This is a genomic window from Alteromonas gracilis (genome assembly GCF_036870955.2).
GTDB classification, from domain to species: domain Bacteria; phylum Pseudomonadota; class Gammaproteobacteria; order Enterobacterales; family Alteromonadaceae; genus Alteromonas; species Alteromonas gracilis_A.
Genome location: NZ_CP145482.2, coordinates 4337510 through 4355199 on the forward strand (window position 1 = coordinate 4337510; position 17690 = coordinate 4355199).

Consider the following 17690-nt stretch of genomic DNA (forward strand, 5'->3'; position numbering starts at 1 on the left):
CAATAAAGCCGCGGTATTTAACATCATTAGCACCGTCGACCGATTAGGAAAGAAAGGAAGTTAGAATGAAAAGGCGTACTGGCCAACAATTATTATCTCGCTTAGCCACGGCAATGTGCACCGCGCTTGTGTGTTTTTCGGTGACGGCTGCCGAGTACATGCCAAATTTCAAAGATACGGACATCAATGAATTTATCAATATCGTAGGTAAAAACCTTGAGCGCACGATTATTATTGACCCCAACGTTCGCGGCAAAATTAGTGTTCGAAGCTACGATATGCTGGATGAAGATCAGTATTATCAGTTCTTCTTAAACGTACTGCAGGTTTACGATTTTGCTGTGGTTGAAATGCCAAGCGGCATTTTAAAAGTGGTACGTTCAAAAGACGCTAAAACGTCTAACATTCCTGTGGTTGAAGGCGCCAACCGTGATGGTGATGAAATGATCACGCGTGTTGTACCGGTTTACAACGTACCAGTGCGTGAACTTTCTCCTATTTTACGCCAGTTAAATGACCAAGCTGATGGCGGCAACGTGGTAAGCCATGACCCCTCAAACGTGATGATGCTGACTGGCCGTGCAGCAGTGGTTAATAGATTGGTAGAAATCATTGAGCGCGTTGACCGTGCGGGTGATGAAGAAGTTGAAATTGTAAAGCTTCGCTTTGCGTCAGCATCAGAGATGGTGCGTATTATTGATAGCATCAATAAATCACAAGGTAAGGCAAACACTGGGGCGAAATCTGAGCCGCGCGTGGTAGCGGATGACAGAACCAACTCTGTGATTGTCAGCGGTGATATTAAAGCCCGTCAGCGTCTAATAAATCTCATTCAGCGCATGGACCAAGAGCTTGAAACAAACGGCAACACCCGTGTGCTGTTCCTTAACTATGCCAAAGCAGAAGACCTCGTTCAGGTATTACAAGGTGTATCAGCGAGCATTCAAGCAGAAGAGCAAGGTGCGGCAAGCAACACCCGTCGTGGTCGCTCTAGCCGAGAAGTGAGTATTGACGCACACGAAGACTCTAATGCCATTGTTATTACTGCTGAGCCCGACATGATGCGCTCGCTTGAAGAAGTAGTAAGACAATTGGATATACGCCGAGCTCAAGTCCAGGTAGAAGCGATTATCGTTGAAGTATTCGAAGGTGACGGCACTACACTTGGCGTGCAGTGGGTGTCAGAAGAAGGCGGTGGTACACAGTTCAACAACGGTGTTATTCCAGTTGGCTCGTTAGCCGTTGCCCTGCGCCAAGCGGAAGACCGTGAGGTGACGACGACAAACATTACCGCCAACGGTGAAGTAGTTGAATCGGTAAATACTATCGAAGGTGACTTTACAAACCTTGCAAGCATACTGGGCGGTGCAAACGGAATGATAGCCAAGCATTATTCGGGACGGTTGGGGCGCAGTTATTCAAGCAGTAAGCAACGATACCAATTCTAACATCTTGGCTACGCCGCACCTTACTACCATGGACAACGAAGAAGCATTTTTCATTGTTGGTCAAGAAGTCCCCATTATTACGGGTACTACAACGGGTGCGAACAACTCTAACCCATTTCAAACGGTAGACCGCCAAGAGGTAGGTATAAAGCTTAAAGTTACGCCGCAAATTAATGAAGGTGATGCCGTTCAACTTCTTATAGAACAAGAAGTATCAAGTGTCAGTGGCGCAACATCGGTTGATATTGCCATCAACAAACGTGAAATAAAAACCACGGTTATCGTTGATGACGGCGGCACTATCGTATTAGGCGGTTTGATTGATGAAGACGTACAAGAAAGTATGTCTAAAGTACCGCTTTTAGGTGATATCCCGTTACTAGGCCACCTATTTAAAACGACGTCTACTACCAAGCGTAAGCGCAATCTTATGGTGTTCCTAAAGCCAACTATTGTGCGCGACGCTGCAACCATGAACAGTATCAGTCATCGCAAGTACAACTACATGCGCGCTCTACAGCTTAAACGCCAGCAAGAGGGCGTATCGCTGATGCCTTACCAAGAAACTCCTAGCATGCCACAGTGGGATGATGCGCTTTCTCTTCCACCTTCTTTTGAAGAGTATTTAACAGAGAAAGAAAAGCAGAAAGAAGGTAACGACTAGAATGGCAGGGCAAGACGAACAAATTACCCAAGCGCTAGAGGCTCAGGAAGAGGCGTTGGAGGCGATGGGCGAAGAGGCAGATGGTATTGACGATGAAGCCAAGCCCAAGGCAGCTGTCGTTTAGTTTTGCCAAGCGCAATCAGGTATTGCTAGAGACCAATGAAACACCTGCAGTGCTATATTTCACAGAAAACACACCGTTTGATGTTTTTGCGGAAGTGCGCCGCTTTTATGGTGAACCGTTTGTACCTAAGACAATACCGGCTGACGAGTTTGAAAGCTTACTTACCAACGCCTTCCAGCGTGATAGCTCTGCAGCAAAACAGCTTATGGAAGACTTAGGTAACGAAAGCGACCTGTTTGCACTGGCCGAAGATCTGCCCGATACCGAAGACTTGCTCGACAGCGAAGATGATGCCCCTATCATCAAGCTGATCAACGCCATGCTGGGTGAAGCCATTAAAGAGGGCGCGTCTGATATTCATATTGAGACGTTTGAAAACCAACTTGTCGTGCGCTTTCGTGTGGATGGCGTATTGCGAGAAATTTTACGACCTAATCGCAAGCTTTCCTCAATGCTGGTTTCCCGTATTAAAGTTATGGCCAAACTGGATATCGCAGAAAAACGCGTACCGCAAGACGGCCGTATAACGCTGCGAATTGCTGGTCGCGCGGTTGATGTACGTGTTTCTACAATGCCGTCGAGCCACGGCGAACGTGTAGTGCTTCGTCTACTTGATAAAAACAACGCTCGTTTAAATCTTGAAGATTTAGGCATGACGCAGCAAAACCGAGGTCATTTCTCAACGCTGATTAGAAAGCCTCACGGGATTATTTTGGTAACAGGTCCAACGGGCTCGGGTAAAAGTACAACCTTGTACGCAGGCCTTACTGAGATTAACTCACGCGATCGCAATATTTTAACGGTGGAAGACCCCATCGAATTTGACTTGTCAGGTATTGGTCAGACTCAAGTTAATGCTCGGGTCGACATGACCTTTGCACGCGGTTTACGCGCTATCTTGCGTCAAGACCCTGATGTCGTAATGGTTGGTGAGATTCGAGATATTGAAACCGCCCAAATTGCGGTACAGGCCAGTTTAACGGGCCACTTGGTGCTTTCTACTTTGCACACCAATACCGCAGCAGGCGCCATTACGCGTCTAGAAGATATGGGTATCGAGCCCTTCTTGTTATCGTCAAGCTTGCTGGCCGTGTTATCTCAGCGCTTGGTAAGAACACTATGCCCAGATTGTAAGAAGCCTCACACGCCAGATGCATCAGAGCTTGAAATTCTCGGCGAAAACGCCAACAGCGACACGGTGATTTACTCTCCGCATGGCTGTGCAGCCTGTAACCAAACGGGGTATCGCGGACGAACGGGGATTCACGAGCTTCTACTTGTAGACGAAAAAGTACGTGAAATGATGCACGAAGGGGTAGGAGAGCAAGCAATAGAACGCTACATCAGACAATCGACGCCAAGTATCCGCGAAGACGGGTGCCGCAAAGTACTTTCAGGGGTAACCTCGTTAGAAGAAGTGCTTAGAGTCACAAGGGAAGACTAATGGCCGCTTTTGCTTATAAGGCGCTTAATGCCAATGGAAAAAATTCAAACGGCGTATTAGAAGGCGACAACGCTCGTCAAGTTAGACAACAACTGCGCGAAAAAGGCCTGATACCGTTAGAGGTTGAACAAGTCGCTGAGCGGGCGCAAAGCGAAGGTACAGGCCTGCCGTTTACCTTGTTTAAGCCTCGTATTTCAGCGTCTGATCTTGCCTTGCTTACACGTCAGTTAGCCACATTGGTTGAGTCAGCGCTACCGGTAGAAGAAGCGCTATTGGCGGTAGCCGAACAAAGCGAAAAGCCTCGACAGAAAAACATGATGATGGCCGTTAGAAGCAAGGTGGTAGAAGGCCACGGGCTTGCTGATGCAATGGCGGAATTCCCCAGCGTCTTTGACGAGTTATATCGCGCCATGGTGGCTGCGGGTGAAAAATCAGGCCATTTGGATACGGTATTGAACCGCTTGGCCGACTATACAGAGCGTCGCCAGCAAACGCGCAGCCAAATTTCACAAGCCCTTATTTACCCATCGCTTATGCTGTTTTTTGCGGTGGGAATTATTGTGATGCTTCTGACTATTGTTGTGCCCAAAATTGTGGGGCAGTTTACCAATTCAGGCCAAGAATTGCCGACTATTACTAAGCTACTCATAGCCATTAGCGAATGGATGCAGAACTACGGGCTATTTTTGTTTATCGCTATTGTGCTTTTGATTGTGGTAGTGCAGCGATTATTGCAACAAAAACACATGAAACTGCGCTATCACCAATTGCTTCTGAAGTTACCTTTAATTGGTCGCGTTTCGCGAGGTATGAACACCGCGCGCTTTGCCAGAACACTCAGTATTTTAAGTGCCAGCGCCGTGCCGCTATTAGAAGCAATGCGGATATCAGGTGACGTGTTAGAAAATCAGCATATTAAGAATCAAGTTTCTGATGCCGCAGTTAACGTTAAAGAAGGTAGCAGCCTTCGCGCCGCGCTAGACAATACAAAAATGTTTCCTCCTATGATGATGCATATGATTGCATCTGGGGAAAAGTCGGGCGAACTTCAGCAGATGCTGACGCGCGCGGCAGATAATCAAGATAGGGAATTTGAAGCGCTTATTGGTGTCTCACTTAAGGTATTTGAACCCTTACTTATTGTGTCGATGGCAGGTATCGTTCTGTTTATCGTAATGGCAATATTGCAGCCAATTTTAGCATTGAACAACATGGTGAATATTTAATGAAAACTCTACGTCGCAGTTCTGGATTCAGTTTGATAGAAGTAATGGTTGTACTTCTTATCATAGGTATTATGGCAGCTATGATCGCTCCTAACGTAATAGGCAGCGGCGAAGAAGCCAAGCGCCAAAAGGCCGCTGTAGATATTCAAACGCTGAAAGGTGCGCTTCAGATGTATAAGTTGCGCAACAACCGTTACCCAAGTACCGAACAAGGCCTTGAAGCTTTAGTGAGCGCACCCACCATTGAGCCTATTCCACGTAACTACCCTGAGGGTGGCTACATTGACCGTCTACCGGAAGACCCTTGGGGCAACCCTTATGCATTGATAAGCCCTGGAGAGCTCAGCGCTATTGATATCTTCTCAAATGGCCCAGACGGCGAGCCAGGCACCGACGATGATATTGGTAACTGGAATATCGACGAGTACCTTTAAGGTTTAAACATGCAGAGGCGCAGCAGTACACGCAACTATCACGCAGGCTTTACCCTTATTGAGGTAATGGTGGTGCTGCTGCTCATCGGCTTAGCCGCAGGCTATGTCATGTATAACGCGTTTGGTTCAAGCCAAGTCGATTTGCTAAAAAGCCAAGCGCAGCGGGTACAGGTATTGGTCGATATGGCCAGTGATTTTGCCGTACTTAATCAAAGACAACTCGGTATTCGTTTTGAACACGATGACAACGAATACTACTTTGTCTACCTCGATGATGAAGACAAATGGCAACGTCTTGAAGATGAAGAGATGTACGCCACACATACCGTCCCAGAGCCCTTTACCTTTACCCTCAACCTAGATGATTTACCCTGGGCGCAAGAGGACCGTTTGTTTGACAGAGAACTGTTTGACGAAGAGCTCAGCGTGTCTGAAGAGGGCGTAGAGATTGGTAACGAAGAAGACAAACAGTTGCCTCCTCCCCAAGTGCTAATTATGTCTAGCGGTGAAATTACGCCTTTTACCCTTTCGTTTAACTTCGAAGGTGGCTTTGATGAGGATCCAGTGTACTTCAGTGTACAAAACCAAGAATTACCCCTTTGGTATTAGAAGGTCCGCTGGAGCAGCCGCTGTGAAGGCTCAATTTGATACTCGTAAACTGCAACAAGGTTTTACGTTGTTGGAAGTCATGGTGGCGTTGTCTATCTTTGCGCTAGCTGGCACCGCAATATTAAAAACAGCATCTGAACACCTTTCAAGCATTGGGCAAATTGAATCAATTACATTTGCAAACTGGGTTGCCAGCAATCGATTGAATCAGCTTCAGCTTGAAACCACATGGCCGCCCAAAAATAATGTAAAAGGCAACATGGAAATGGCCGACCGCACTTGGTATTGGCGTCAAACTGTTACCAAAACCAATGACAACGATTTACGCTCGGTCACCATTTTTGTAGGCGAAGATGAAACCTACAATGACTCGTTGACATCAGTGACTACCTTTGTCGCTAAGCCGACAACGGGGAGCTAATGTGAACAGTAAGCAAGGTGGTTTTACCCTTATCGAGGTACTTATAGCCATGGCGATATTTGCCATGATTGGCCTTGCCTCCACCAGCATTCTCACCACCGTAATAGACAGCAATGCGTTATCAGAAGAGCGCTTTGCCAAATTACAGCTTTTACAGCGTGCGATGACCACCATTGAACGCGATATACAGCAAGCAGTACCTCGCCCAATTAGAGTTAACGGTGAAAAGCAAGACGTTGTGCTAGCGGGCGGCGAAGTCGATGGCAGCGACGATGACGGCATAGGTTTCGTACGTGGAGGGTGGCACAACCCTCAACTAATGCTACCACGCAGTACACTGCAGTATGTAGCCTACCGCTTGCGCGAAAATAGAATTGAACGACTCTATGGCAATTATGTTGATAACGTCATAGGTTTCGAACCAAAAGTACGCGTATTGCTTGAAGATGTTGAAAGCTTCAAAGTCGAATTCATTGCCCCTAATAGCGAGGTCACAACCGTTAAAGATGAAGACGATTTAACATGGAGTGAGGGCTACCAAGGGAAAGCACTGCCACGTGCAGTAGCGGTAGAATTTATCAGTAAAGACTTCGGCAAAATTCGCCGAGAATTTGTTTTAACGGTAGGTGAGCAGTGATACACCGCCACGTACGTCATCGGCAATCAACGCCACCGTCGCTTCAGAAACAGCGCGGTGTAGCGCTAATGATTGTATTAATGGTCGTAGCTCTTGTTGCTGTGCTAGCGGTGGATATGGGGTCACGCCTACAGCTTCAAATACAGCGCACAATGAACTTGAAAGACAACAATCAAGCCTATTGGTACGCGCTAGGCGCAGAGGCATTTGCTCGCAAGTCTATTCAAACCCTAGTCACCGAAAGTCCAGATGTTATATCGCTTGACCAGCCATGGGCGCAAGAGTTTACGTATCCTCTTGAAAGTGGTGGTCTAACAGCAAACTTGGAAGACCTTCAGGCCTGTTTTAACCTTAACGCTATCCTCTCTGGCGCAAGTGGCGGCAATGGAAATGGTGGCAGTAGAAACGCCAGCAACAATCAAACTGAAGCAATGGAAGCCTTCCACACCATGCTTCTTGCGCTTAATATTGATGAACTTGATGCGTATACTGCTAATACCGTCAGAGACAGTCTTGCTGACTGGGTGGATGAAGACGATTTCCCGCGCAGCTACGGTGCTGAAGACAGTGAATACGAGTCGAGAGAATTTCCTTATCTTGCGGCAAATGGACCGCTGGCATCCACCAGTGAATTGCGTATTATTAACGGCGTATCACCCAAGTGGATCAGGAATCTACTGCCTCTGGTATGTGTGATCCCAGACAATACGGATTTGAAAATTAACGTCAACACACTTGATGAAGAGGATATGCCTCTTTTGGTAGGCCTTACGGGTTTAGACACCCAACAAGCATCAAGTCTCATTAGCGGCCGTCCTCAAGGAGGATGGGAGAAGCGAGAAGATTTTCTGAATGACCCGGCAATCACCGCATTGAACTTGTCGAACTCTCGCTTAGACTGGTTTCAGGTGAAAACCGAATATTTTATGTTGCACACAAAAACACAGTACAACAAAGCAACTTTTAAGCTTTCCACCGTGTTTCACGTGGACACTGATAACGGTGTTAGCATTGTGAATCGCGAGTTTGGGGGAACCTATTGATGGAACAATTATTGGTGCGACTAGGCGCCAACCAAGCCGATCCAATTAGTTGGCTGGTTTATTCACAAACTGAAGATGAAGTGATTGCGTCGGGCGAGTTACCTGATGCCGCTGCATTGTCCACACTTACTGAACGAGCAGGGCAGCGCGCGGTTATTGCGCTGGCACCCAGCAGCGACATTTTGTTGAAATGGGTAACGCTGCCGCCCAAAGCAGGCCGAAAAATACTGTCCGCAATACCATTCATGTTAGAGGACGAATTAGCCACTGATATTAGTCAGCAGTTTTTCGCCATTGGACCGAAAAAAGGCAACGAACAAGCGGTAGCTATTGTCAGTCATGACAAGATGCTGCAGTGGCAACAATGGCTACGTGATGCAGGCTTATTTTGTGACACTATCATTCCTGATGTACTGGCAGTGCCAGTGACAGAAGACGGTTGGTCGGTACTTTCATTAGGCGAACAATTACTCGTGCGCCAAGACACCTTCAAAGGCGTTCAAGGCGAACAAACTTGGTTACTGCCAACCTTGGGCCACTTCAGTGCACAGCAAGCGTCTGTCGTTACTATCACCAACTATGCTGGTATTGATTTAAGCGCGTTACCAAATACACAAGAGAACGAAGCACTGCTTGAATTGCCAATGCAAGTGTTGGCAAAAGAAGCAATGCAGAGCAATTTTAATTTATGCCAAGGTGAGTACAAGATAAAGCGCAAACGCAGCGGCGCATTGTCACAGTGGCGTATTGCCGCGGTACTGGCCATTCTTGCATTAGGTACTAGCCTGGTAGACAAAACCATCACGCTATATCAGCTGACAGCACAAAATGATGCGTTAGGTGCCGAAATAGATAAAACCGTAAAGTCTGGCTTCCCAAACATCGGTACTTATCGCAATGTAAGATTGAAACTACAAGGCGAACTGGCCAAGTTAGAACAGGGTGGAGGCAGCGCCTCTATGCTAGTGATGCTAGACCAACTTTCTTCAGCATTTTCAACAACGGGTGTAAAACCACAAACGCTGCGTTTTGATGCAAGTCGTACTGAAATTCGCATTCAGGCACAGGGCAAAAACTTTGAGGCACTGGAGCAGTTTAAGCGCACTGCAGAAGCAGCTGGCTTTGTAGTAGAGCAAGGCGCAATCAACAACCGCGACGATGGCGTGGTAGGTACAGTATCAATTAGGAGTACCTCATGAATGCATTATTAGAAAAATACAAAGCGCTTACCGAACGAGAGCAAAAGCTAGTGTTGGTATCGGCCGTGGTTGTCGTTGTCGGGCTATTTTATTTTTCTGTTTGGGCACCGCTCAACGGCGCAATCGACAAACAAAAACAGTTACTCGACAATCAGCAGTCATTGCTCGTTTGGGTAAAAGACAGTGCGGCTCGTGCCAAGCAACTTCGCCGCAGTACGTCGGGTCAGCGAGCTTTTTCAGGCTCGCTACCTCAGGCTGTTAACCGCACCACCAGCAAACACAACATTGAAATTTCTCGTATGCAGCCTCAGGGGGACGAGCTTCAAGTCTGGGTAGACCAAGCTGCCTTCAACAATGTATTAGATTGGTTAAAAGCCATGGAGAGTATGGGCGTCGTCATTCTGCAAGCCGATATTGCAGAAGCAGATCTCGCGGGCCATATCAAAATTCGCCGACTACAGTTAGGTAAAGCATGAAGTCAAAGCTAAGTTGGATAATAGGTGCAATTGTCGCCTTTATTGTATTTGCCATTGCTTATATGCCAGCATCTCACGTGCTTGGCAGAGTCACTCTGCCTAAAAATGTCACTATAAGTGATGTGAGCGGCACATTGTTTAACGGTAAAGCGCAGACGGTCGTGGTCAACGGGCTTCCAATTAACAATGTAAAATGGCAATTAAATGCGCTGCACCTTCTCATTGGACAAATCAACCTTGACGTAAAAGCAGGCAATATTCGCGATAAAAACGATATTGCGTTTGAAGGACCTATCAGTACTGGGGTATTCAACCAAAATACCGTAAGTACAACGGACTTTACCTTATACCTGCCCGTTGATCGCGTGATCGCACAGGTACGATTACCCCTGCCCGTTAATGCAGGTGGACGCTTTAAAGTGAAGCTGGATGAAATGACATTTGGCCCAACGTGTCAAAGCCTTAGTGGGACAGGTGATTGGTTAAATGCAACTGTTGCTTAGGTACCCAAGGGCCAATTGATTTCGGCACGTATTCCGCGTCATTGCGATGCGAAGGTGAAGACATTGGTATAACCGTTAGTGAACCTAACCTACTTAGCCTCTCAATCGACGCCGTCGTGGCGCCATCGATGAAAAATGTCAAAGTGAGCGGGAAATTTAAGCCTGATGAAAGTCTTCCAGAAGAAGTACATCAAGCTTCTCGCTTATTTGGCGCGCCTGACAACCAAGGCTATATCGCAATCAGGCTGTAAACGCTTTACAATCAAGTGTCTTCGCGACAACTGCTAAGACACCATATCACTCTTGAAACAAAGGATTGTACTATGAACAAACCTCTTATTTTTGGTGGCGGCATTACCTTAGTGGCATTGGCCGTAGCCCCTTACTTTGTCGGTAATGGTGTCGAAAGTGCCGTTAACTCAACGATAGATTCTATTAACGAGCAGGTGATTTATAAGGCAAACGTTGTCGATTATGACAAAGGGTGGTTTAGTACAACCGCCACTATCAACGTTGCTATCAACATTGGCGCAATTATGTCTGCACAGCAAATAGATGCAGATGAAATGCCGATGGATGAAAACCCAACCATGACTGTAATGTTCAACGCTCACCACGGCCCTGTTTACTTTGGCAACGGCGTAGGCGTTGGCAAAGTAAAATATACGCTTACCATCGACGGTGAAGAATTGCGTGAATACGCGGTATGGGATGAATCCAAAGCCCTGTATTCAAATGAAGGCGTAGTGGGGCTTTTAGGTAGCTTAAATTTCCGCGACGAAATTCCTTCTTTTAGCATCACCAGTGAAGAAGATGGCGCGACGGTAAGCTTTTCAGGGTATCGTGGTGAAGCGACACCACAAGGCGATACAACTGTTTATAAAGCTACCAGCGATTTGCTAAGTGGTGAAGTAGAGGGCGCTGCGTTTGAAATGTCCTCTATGTCTGTAGATACCATTTATTCAGGCGACTTTGTGTCTGCGCTTAAGGGAGAATTGTTCGACTCCAAAGTAGACGTGAAGAAAGTAGACGTGAAGATAGCCAGCATGAAAATTTCAGGGTTTGAGGCTGAATCTGACATCACTGTAGATGACATTACGTTTATTGCCGACACTCAAGTGAACAAGGCGGCAGATACCGCTAATATCTATGTTGAGTATGCGGTGGGCAAAGTGAGCGGCCCAGATATGGAAGCCTCTGACATGGTACTTGGCGTCGCAGTGAATAACATAGACGCCGACTTTATGCGCGCTTATCAAAAATTCAATAATGAATCGATGCTTATGTCTCCTGAGCAAGTGCCTGAAAAGATGATGGCGTTTATTCAAGAAAACCTACTATCGCAGCTTGAAGCCGAACCTGAAATTAATATTACCAAGCTGACAGCAACGGTTCCTGAGGGCTCATTTAGTGCTAACGCAAACACCAAATTAGTAGGTATCACGTCACTACCTGGAACGATGGAAGATATTGGATACTGGGTAAGTCATTTGCTTGCTGATGCTAGTATTACGGCTGATAAGGCCTTTGCAGAAAGTATGATGTCTGGCTACATGATGGGTCAGATTATGGCAAACCCGCAGGCGCAGTCGATGACACCAGAAGAGATACAAGCGGCGGCTGACCAGCAAGCACCTATGATGATCCAGTCTTTCGTTCAGCAGGGTCTTATCAAGGCGACAGAGCAAGGTTACGAAACCAAAATTACGCTAAAAGACGGCCAAGCCGATGTAAATGGCACAGCTATTCCACTGCCTTTTGCACCTCAGTAAATAGCAAAGACGCGTAAATCCAAAAAACGTTGAAGGACATTACTCTTTACCAAGGGTAATGTTCATCAACTCTTTTGCACCATATACCCTCCCTGGTGCTACCACAGACACCGCTTCGAGTAATGCAGCCAACCCTGGCTCACTTCGCTTCATAATATGCGATAACAACACCCGCTTTGCACCTGAGGCTTTAGCTATTGCGATGATTTGTTTAGGGGTCATATGTAGGTTTCGAGCCACGACACCTGCGTTGTCATCAATGGCGTTATTTAGCACTAACAGGTCTGCACTTGCTGCGAACGCACTAAGCGTGTTCGACTTATCGTTGGTATCACCAGAGAATACTAGCGTGCATCCATTAGCCTTCACCTTCCAAGCAACGGCTGGAATTGGACCATGATGCACTGATATTGCTTCTACTGTTACGGTCTCACTCAGCGTTGAAACAAAAGGTGATGACAACGATGCGTTAAGCGAAACCGATGTAGGATAAATAGTATAGTCGTCTTGTGCTTTTTGCGTGTACGAAGACAAATAGCGATATGCACCGTCTTGACCAAGGAGAGTATTCAAATAGGCTGACGTGGAGGGCATAACACCATTACCGTCTGGGCCTAGTAACGCCAAATCACTGTCTCGTGAAGTAAAGAAACTGCCTTTCACATAGCTCGGTAAATCAGCGGCATGATCAGTATGAAGGTGTGTTAACAAGATAGCGCTTAGATCAGCAAACTGTGCACCAGACGCGCCAAACTGAACGCTACTTCCACTACCCGCATCAACAAGCACCCTTGCTTTACCCTCTACCCACACAACATAACCGCTAGAGGTACGCCCGTCGTCTAATTCAGGGCCTCCAGACCCCAACACTTGAAGCGACACATCATGACATGTAGGCGCAATACTTTCTTCGCTGCTATGAGACACTGGCGATGAAATTTGCTCGCCATTAGTGTGCAGATAACTGTTATGTGCAAACACTGATGGCGACAGACAAACGGTCGCACCAATTAGTGCACTAACAACACGGCGCGCCAACGGTACACGCAACTCGCTAGTACAATTGTGGCCATTAGCCTTGTGAACACGCGTGTAGCGGTTTGCGAAGAGTAGTAATGCCTTCATTCTGGTATTCCTTGAACGGGGATTTGTTGCGCACCCAAACCATGCGCACTTATAGAGACCGATATTCATGGCCATTGTTTTCAATACTAGTAAAAAAAGGGAGCTAAGCTCCCTTTTTTAGCGCGTTTTATTTTTCACGGTTACACAAAAAAATCTTTGTGTGATGTTACTCTGCGTGTTTTTCCGCCACCATTATGGTTTTGATGTTAACAAACTCTCGAATACCGTAGCCGCCATGCTCACGACCATATCCGCTGTCTTTAACACCACCAAAAGGTAGGTTGGGTTGTGCTAAAGAATATCCGTTAATATTGACCATTCCTGTGTCAAATTCATCTTTAGCAAGGTCGATAGCTGCCTGCGTATCGGCACTAAAGATTCCGCCGCCTAAACCATAGCGAGAGTCGTTGGCCACTTCCATAGCCTCTTTGTTATCGCGCACGCGAATGAGCGATGCCACAGGTCCAAATAACTCGTCATCATAGGCAGGCATACCAGAAGATACATTTTCAAGCACGGTAACTGGGTAGTAATAGCCGTCCGAATCAGGAATTTCGCCGCCTAAAGAGAGCGTGGCGCCTTCTTCTATCGACTTCTTGACTTGTTGATGTAGCTCATCGCGCAAGTCTTTACGAGCCATGGGGCCAAGGTCGGTATTTTCGCGTGTTGGATCACCCACTTTCAATTTACGACATTGATCGACGAACTTGTTTTTGAACTCGTCATAAATACTATCGACAATGACAAAACGCTTTGCCGCAACGCACGTCTCACCATTATTGATGACTCGCCCTTGAATACACATTTCTACAGCCTGATCGATATCTGCATCAGCAAGCACCAAAAATGCATCGTTACTGCCCAGTTCCATTACCGTCTTTTTAGACAGGCTCGCGGCTTCTTTTGCGACTTCTTTACCCACTTCATCACTACCGGTAAAGGTCACGCCGCGAACGTATTTATGCTTAATCAAATCGCTCGCCGTTGCGCCATCTATTAACAAAGACTGATACACATTTTTGGGAAAACCAGCATCTTCATACATCTGCTGTATGGCCACGGCCATGCCGAAAACATTCTTCGCGTGCTTAAGTACTGTTGTGTTACCTGCCATAATATTTGACGCACTGTAACGAATGACTTGATACAGGGGGAAGTGCCACGGCTGTATGCCAAGAATGACGCCAATAGGTTGGTAGGTAATAATAGCGCGACCGCCTTCAAATATTCGGTGCTCATCATCTAAAAACTCTGCACCATGCTCTGCCGTATAGCGACAGATATCAGCACATAGCTGCACTTCCTGCTTACCTTGAGCAGTGACTTTGCCCATTTCTCGGGTCATTAAACTCGCCAGGTCGTCCATTCTCTCTTCCATAAGATTGGCGAGATTGTTGAATAAATCTGCTCGCGTCTCAAACGAGGTACGACGCCAGTTTAGATAGGCCTCTTGTGAACGATTAACAGCATGTTCAGCATCCTCGGCAGACATTAGGTGATAATGGTCAATTTTTTCCCCGGTAGCCGGGTTATAGGTATTTACTGTCTTACTCATTGTCACACTCCTTATTCCGTTTGGTTCAAGGAAACTGCAACTACGACACCAACAAAGACAAAATCAATAAGAACAATAACTTAAATCAGAACATAGCGTTATATGCCGAGTAACACGAAAGAAGAAACAAGAAAAGATTACCGATCAAGGTAAAGATTTCAGAGAGAACGGGTCTAAGTCACCCGTTCTGCTTGTGGGCTAGTCTGTATAAAGATCGGGAAAGTGAAACTTCGCCATGGCGAGTGTGAGTGCGACTTCATATACGCTTTGGCGTGTGGCGTGATTTAGGGTTAGCAAACCAATCGCCCCTCCCTTTTGCTTCACGTTTACGGTATCAAAGAGTTTGTCCATAACCTAAGCCCTAATTCTTCGCCACGCTGAAGCGCCTGATACACACTCACAGGCAGTGGTAGGCTTGCACTGCGACTCACTGACCAATGCCCTTCGTGATAAATTGCTACATAGGCAAAGGTCGCAGGGCCATCTTCAAAAACATCGACACCGCCTTCAATAGCCACATACCAGGCGTCTGTTAGCCCGCCCTGATGATATTCCAACATGGCTTTAACGCGATTAATAGCGCCTAGACGCGTCTCTTCTTCGGTCATAGGTTGGTCTGCAACACCGCTGGGTACAGAAATACCTTGAGCATCGAAGTCGTGCTCTAAAGTGTCAGATAACGTGTTAAGCGCAGCATTGACTTTGACAGGATTTTTCGACCCTACAAAAATGGTATCAGAAAGCATGATATGTCCTTATTTTTTGCCCTTTTGAGCGACTGGGTTCGCATGAATATCGTTAAGCATTAATCGGTAGTCTCTTACTGCCGGGAATTCAGTGATATTGCGATTGGGGAGCTGACTATCTGGATTATCAACCGCTAGCAAGTGCTTAATTCCATATGTCTTGGCTGCATTAAGAATTGGTAAGGAATCATCAACGAACAACGTTCTGTCTTTGTCGAAATTCACACGAGCTTGAAGACGCTTCCACAGCAGTTGCGACTCTTTCGTTACGCCAAACTCATGGGTCGAAATTAGGTTGTCTATATGTTCATCTAACTGAGTATGTTCTAGCTTCAATGCCAAACTATGAGGGTGGGCATTGGTGACCAGAATTACCTCTCTACCAGACTCATGAAGCGCCTTTAAAAAGGGAATTGTGTCGTCACGCAGCATTAGCAGGTGCGCTAGTTCGCGCTTTAACGGCATAAACTCACCGTCTAAGTCCATCTGTAGTGCCTCTGCCCAATAGTCTAGGCAGTACCATTGAATTTGACCGAAAACGGCATCGTAACGCGCCGTCATTTCAGCGCGACTATCCTCTTCTGAAATACCGCGCAATTCAGCTAAACGCTTAGGTAAATGATGTAACCAAAACTGATTGTCGTAATGCAAGTCTAACAGCGTGCCGTCCATGTCGAGCAACACAGTGTCAATTTCATTCCAGGGCAGAAAGGGCAAGCGATTTTCCTTATAATGAAGTAAGCTAAAGATTGTGTTCTTTGTCTGTTTGAATTTTAGCAACAAAGAGCAACAGGCCTTAGATACAGATTGTATGAAAATATGATAACAAAGTTGTAGCGAGAGACATGCCTAAAATTGACCCGAACAAACCGTTACCACAAATTCATTCTCGTGAGATTGTAGCAAAGAGCAAGCTCTTCAGGGTCGAGCGCCTTGATCTTGAGTTTTCTAATGGCGCAACGAGAGAGTTCGAGCGCATGGCCGGAGGCAACCGCGGCGCAGTTATGATTGTGCCCATGCTAGACAAAGATACCATGGTGCTTATTCGAGAATATGCAGCTTAGCACACACTCTTATCAACTGGGTTTTCCTAAAGGTTTGATTGACCCGGGGGAAACCGCAATTGAAGCGGCTAATCGCGAGTTGCAAGAAGAGGCAGGCTTCGCCGCCAACGAAATAGTAGAGCTCCATAAGGTCAGTATGGCGCCCACTTTCTTTAATGCTTCAATGACTATAGTGCTGGCACAAGACCTATATCCCAAGCAATTAGAAGGTGATGAACCCGAACCACTTGAAGTCATTCACTGGCCTTTAGCCCAAGCTGATGCTTTACTTGCACGAGAAGACTTTGTTGAAGCACGCTGTATTGCTGCGCTGTTTTTAGCTCAAAAGTGGTTTAAGGAACAATAAACAATGCCCGATGACGCCCACCCCGACCTATTAGAACTTGCCAAAGACATTGCCATAGAAGCTTATGAAGCGGTTTTAGAGGTGTATGACAAAGGTGACTTTGACGCCTATCAAAAAGACGATGAGTCGCCAGTAACCAGTGCAGACTACCTTGCTAACGACATTATTAATAAGCGGCTAAAGGCAGCAACCCCCGACATTCCTATTTTGTCGGAAGAGAACAAACACGCAAGTCTAGAAGAGCGAAAGCACTGGTCACGTTATTGGCTGATTGACCCCATTGACGGTACGCAAGAGTTCATTGCTAGAAGCGGTGACTTTGCAGTAAATATTGCGTTAATTGAGAACAATGAGCCTACAATTGGCGTTATTTTTTGGCCACCCGGTCAGTCTTTGTATTATGCGCAAAAAGGTAAGGGCGCCTTTAAATCTTCACCAGATGGCGAGCATCAAATTCGTGTGCGAAAGCTAGACGACCCTCAAAAGAGCGTCGTTATGATTGCGATAAGCCGCCGCCAGTCACGAGAAAAGGTGCTCAGTCGCATGTGTGCAAAACGCGTTTATCAAACGCTACCATTGGGCAGCTGCTCGCTGAAAGCGTGTTTTATCGCGGAAGGAAAAGCCGACGTCTTTATGCGTATTGGCGTAACGGGTGAATGGGACACGGGGGCTTCGCAGTGTATTGTGTCAGAAGCAGGTGGCAGCATTTTTGCAGCAAACTTTGAGCCGCTCACATACAACCAGCGCCACTCGCTAGAGAACCCGGACTTCGTTGTTATGGGCGACCAGCGCGTGCCTTGGCAGGATGTTGTGCAATATGACGACTTTGTAAACCCGCACCAACATTAGACCGT

14 protein-coding genes and 5 pseudogenes are annotated in these 17690 nt (G+C 46.6%); 15 read left to right on the plus strand and 4 right to left on the minus strand.

From position 1 onward, the window contains the following. Positions 1-65: 65 nt before the first annotated feature. From gspD to V6N89_RS20910, 13 genes and pseudogenes are all read left to right on the plus strand, one after another. Positions 66-2112: pseudogene (gene gspD, locus V6N89_RS20850) on the plus strand (type II secretion system secretin GspD). Between the two features lies 1 nt (position 2113). Further along, positions 2114-3680 (plus strand): annotated as a pseudogene (gspE, locus tag V6N89_RS20855) (type II secretion system ATPase GspE). Continuing rightward, positions 3680-4906 carry a type II secretion system inner membrane protein GspF gene (gene gspF, locus V6N89_RS20860; protein WP_346993207.1) on the plus strand — a complete coding sequence of 409 codons (1227 nt, stop codon included), beginning with the start codon at positions 3680-3682 and terminating at the stop codon, positions 4904-4906. The pseudogene gspE and the gene gspF overlap by 1 nt, the downstream one beginning before the upstream one ends. Further along, positions 4906-5340 (plus strand): type II secretion system major pseudopilin GspG, encoded by a 435-nt coding sequence (gspG, locus tag V6N89_RS20865; protein ID WP_338519339.1) that lies wholly within the window; start codon positions 4906-4908, stop codon positions 5338-5340. Before gspF ends, gspG begins: the two co-directional genes overlap by 1 nt. Before the next feature lie 9 nt (positions 5341-5349). After that, positions 5350-5975, plus strand: a pseudogene (gspH, locus tag V6N89_RS20870) (type II secretion system minor pseudopilin GspH). Between the two features lie 53 nt (positions 5976-6028). After that, positions 6029-6370, plus strand: a complete 342-nt coding sequence (gspI, locus tag V6N89_RS20875) for a type II secretion system minor pseudopilin GspI (protein ID WP_346993823.1) — start codon at positions 6029-6031, stop codon at positions 6368-6370. Between the two features lies 1 nt (position 6371). Next, positions 6372-7007: a type II secretion system minor pseudopilin GspJ gene (gene gspJ / locus V6N89_RS20880; RefSeq protein WP_338519345.1), complete on the plus strand. Its 636-nt coding sequence runs from the start codon at positions 6372-6374 to the stop codon at positions 7005-7007. Positions 7008-7075: 68 nt separating this feature from the next. Further along, positions 7076-8050: a type II secretion system minor pseudopilin GspK gene (gspK, locus tag V6N89_RS20885; RefSeq protein ID WP_346993824.1), complete on the plus strand. Its 975-nt coding sequence runs from the start codon at positions 7076-7078 to the stop codon at positions 8048-8050. Beyond that, positions 8050-9249, plus strand: a complete 1200-nt coding sequence (gspL, locus tag V6N89_RS20890) for a type II secretion system protein GspL (RefSeq protein ID WP_338519349.1) — start codon at positions 8050-8052, stop codon at positions 9247-9249. The genes gspK and gspL overlap by 1 nt, the downstream gene beginning before the upstream one ends. Then, positions 9246-9725, plus strand: a complete 480-nt coding sequence (locus V6N89_RS20895; RefSeq protein WP_338519351.1) for a type II secretion system protein M — start codon at positions 9246-9248, stop codon at positions 9723-9725. Before gspL ends, V6N89_RS20895 begins: the two co-directional genes overlap by 4 nt. Continuing rightward, positions 9722-10228 (plus strand): type II secretion system protein N, encoded by a 507-nt coding sequence (locus V6N89_RS20900; RefSeq protein WP_338519352.1) that lies wholly within the window; start codon positions 9722-9724, stop codon positions 10226-10228. Before V6N89_RS20895 ends, V6N89_RS20900 begins: the two co-directional genes overlap by 4 nt. After that, positions 10204-10479: a type II secretion system protein N gene (gspN, locus tag V6N89_RS20905; protein ID WP_346993208.1), complete on the plus strand. Its 276-nt coding sequence runs from the start codon at positions 10204-10206 to the stop codon at positions 10477-10479. The genes V6N89_RS20900 and gspN overlap by 25 nt, the downstream gene beginning before the upstream one ends. A gap of 72 nt (positions 10480-10551) precedes the next feature. Beyond that, positions 10552-12000: a YdgA family protein gene (locus tag V6N89_RS20910; RefSeq protein ID WP_338519355.1), complete on the plus strand. Its 1449-nt coding sequence runs from the start codon at positions 10552-10554 to the stop codon at positions 11998-12000. A gap of 39 nt (positions 12001-12039) precedes the next feature. On the opposite strand, the gene V6N89_RS20915 is transcribed toward V6N89_RS20910, so the two are convergent. The 4 genes and pseudogenes from V6N89_RS20915 to yrfG all read right to left on the minus strand — a co-directional run bounded on the left by V6N89_RS20915 (position 12040) and on the right by yrfG (position 16143). Beyond that, positions 12040-13125, minus strand: a complete 1086-nt coding sequence (locus V6N89_RS20915; RefSeq protein ID WP_338519357.1) for an MBL fold metallo-hydrolase — start codon at positions 13123-13125, stop codon at positions 12040-12042. Positions 13126-13291: 166 nt separating this feature from the next. Beyond that, positions 13292-14680: an NAD-dependent succinate-semialdehyde dehydrogenase gene (locus V6N89_RS20920; RefSeq protein ID WP_346993209.1), complete on the minus strand. Its 1389-nt coding sequence runs from the start codon at positions 14678-14680 to the stop codon at positions 13292-13294. Positions 14681-14878: 198 nt separating this feature from the next. Then, positions 14879-15426, minus strand: a pseudogene (yjjX, locus tag V6N89_RS20925) (inosine/xanthosine triphosphatase). Positions 15427-15435: 9 nt separating this feature from the next. Continuing rightward, positions 15436-16143: a GMP/IMP nucleotidase gene (gene yrfG, locus V6N89_RS20930; protein ID WP_338519359.1), complete on the minus strand. Its 708-nt coding sequence runs from the start codon at positions 16141-16143 to the stop codon at positions 15436-15438. A 128-nt stretch (positions 16144-16271) separates the two neighbouring features. On the opposite strand from yrfG, the pseudogene nudE reads away from it, so the two are divergent. Next, positions 16272-16836, plus strand: a pseudogene (gene nudE / locus V6N89_RS20935) (ADP compounds hydrolase NudE). 3 nt (positions 16837-16839) lie between these two features. Next, positions 16840-17685 carry a 3'(2'),5'-bisphosphate nucleotidase CysQ gene (gene cysQ, locus V6N89_RS20940; RefSeq protein WP_346993210.1) on the plus strand — a complete coding sequence of 282 codons (846 nt, stop codon included), beginning with the start codon at positions 16840-16842 and terminating at the stop codon, positions 17683-17685. Positions 17686-17690 lie beyond the last annotated feature (5 nt).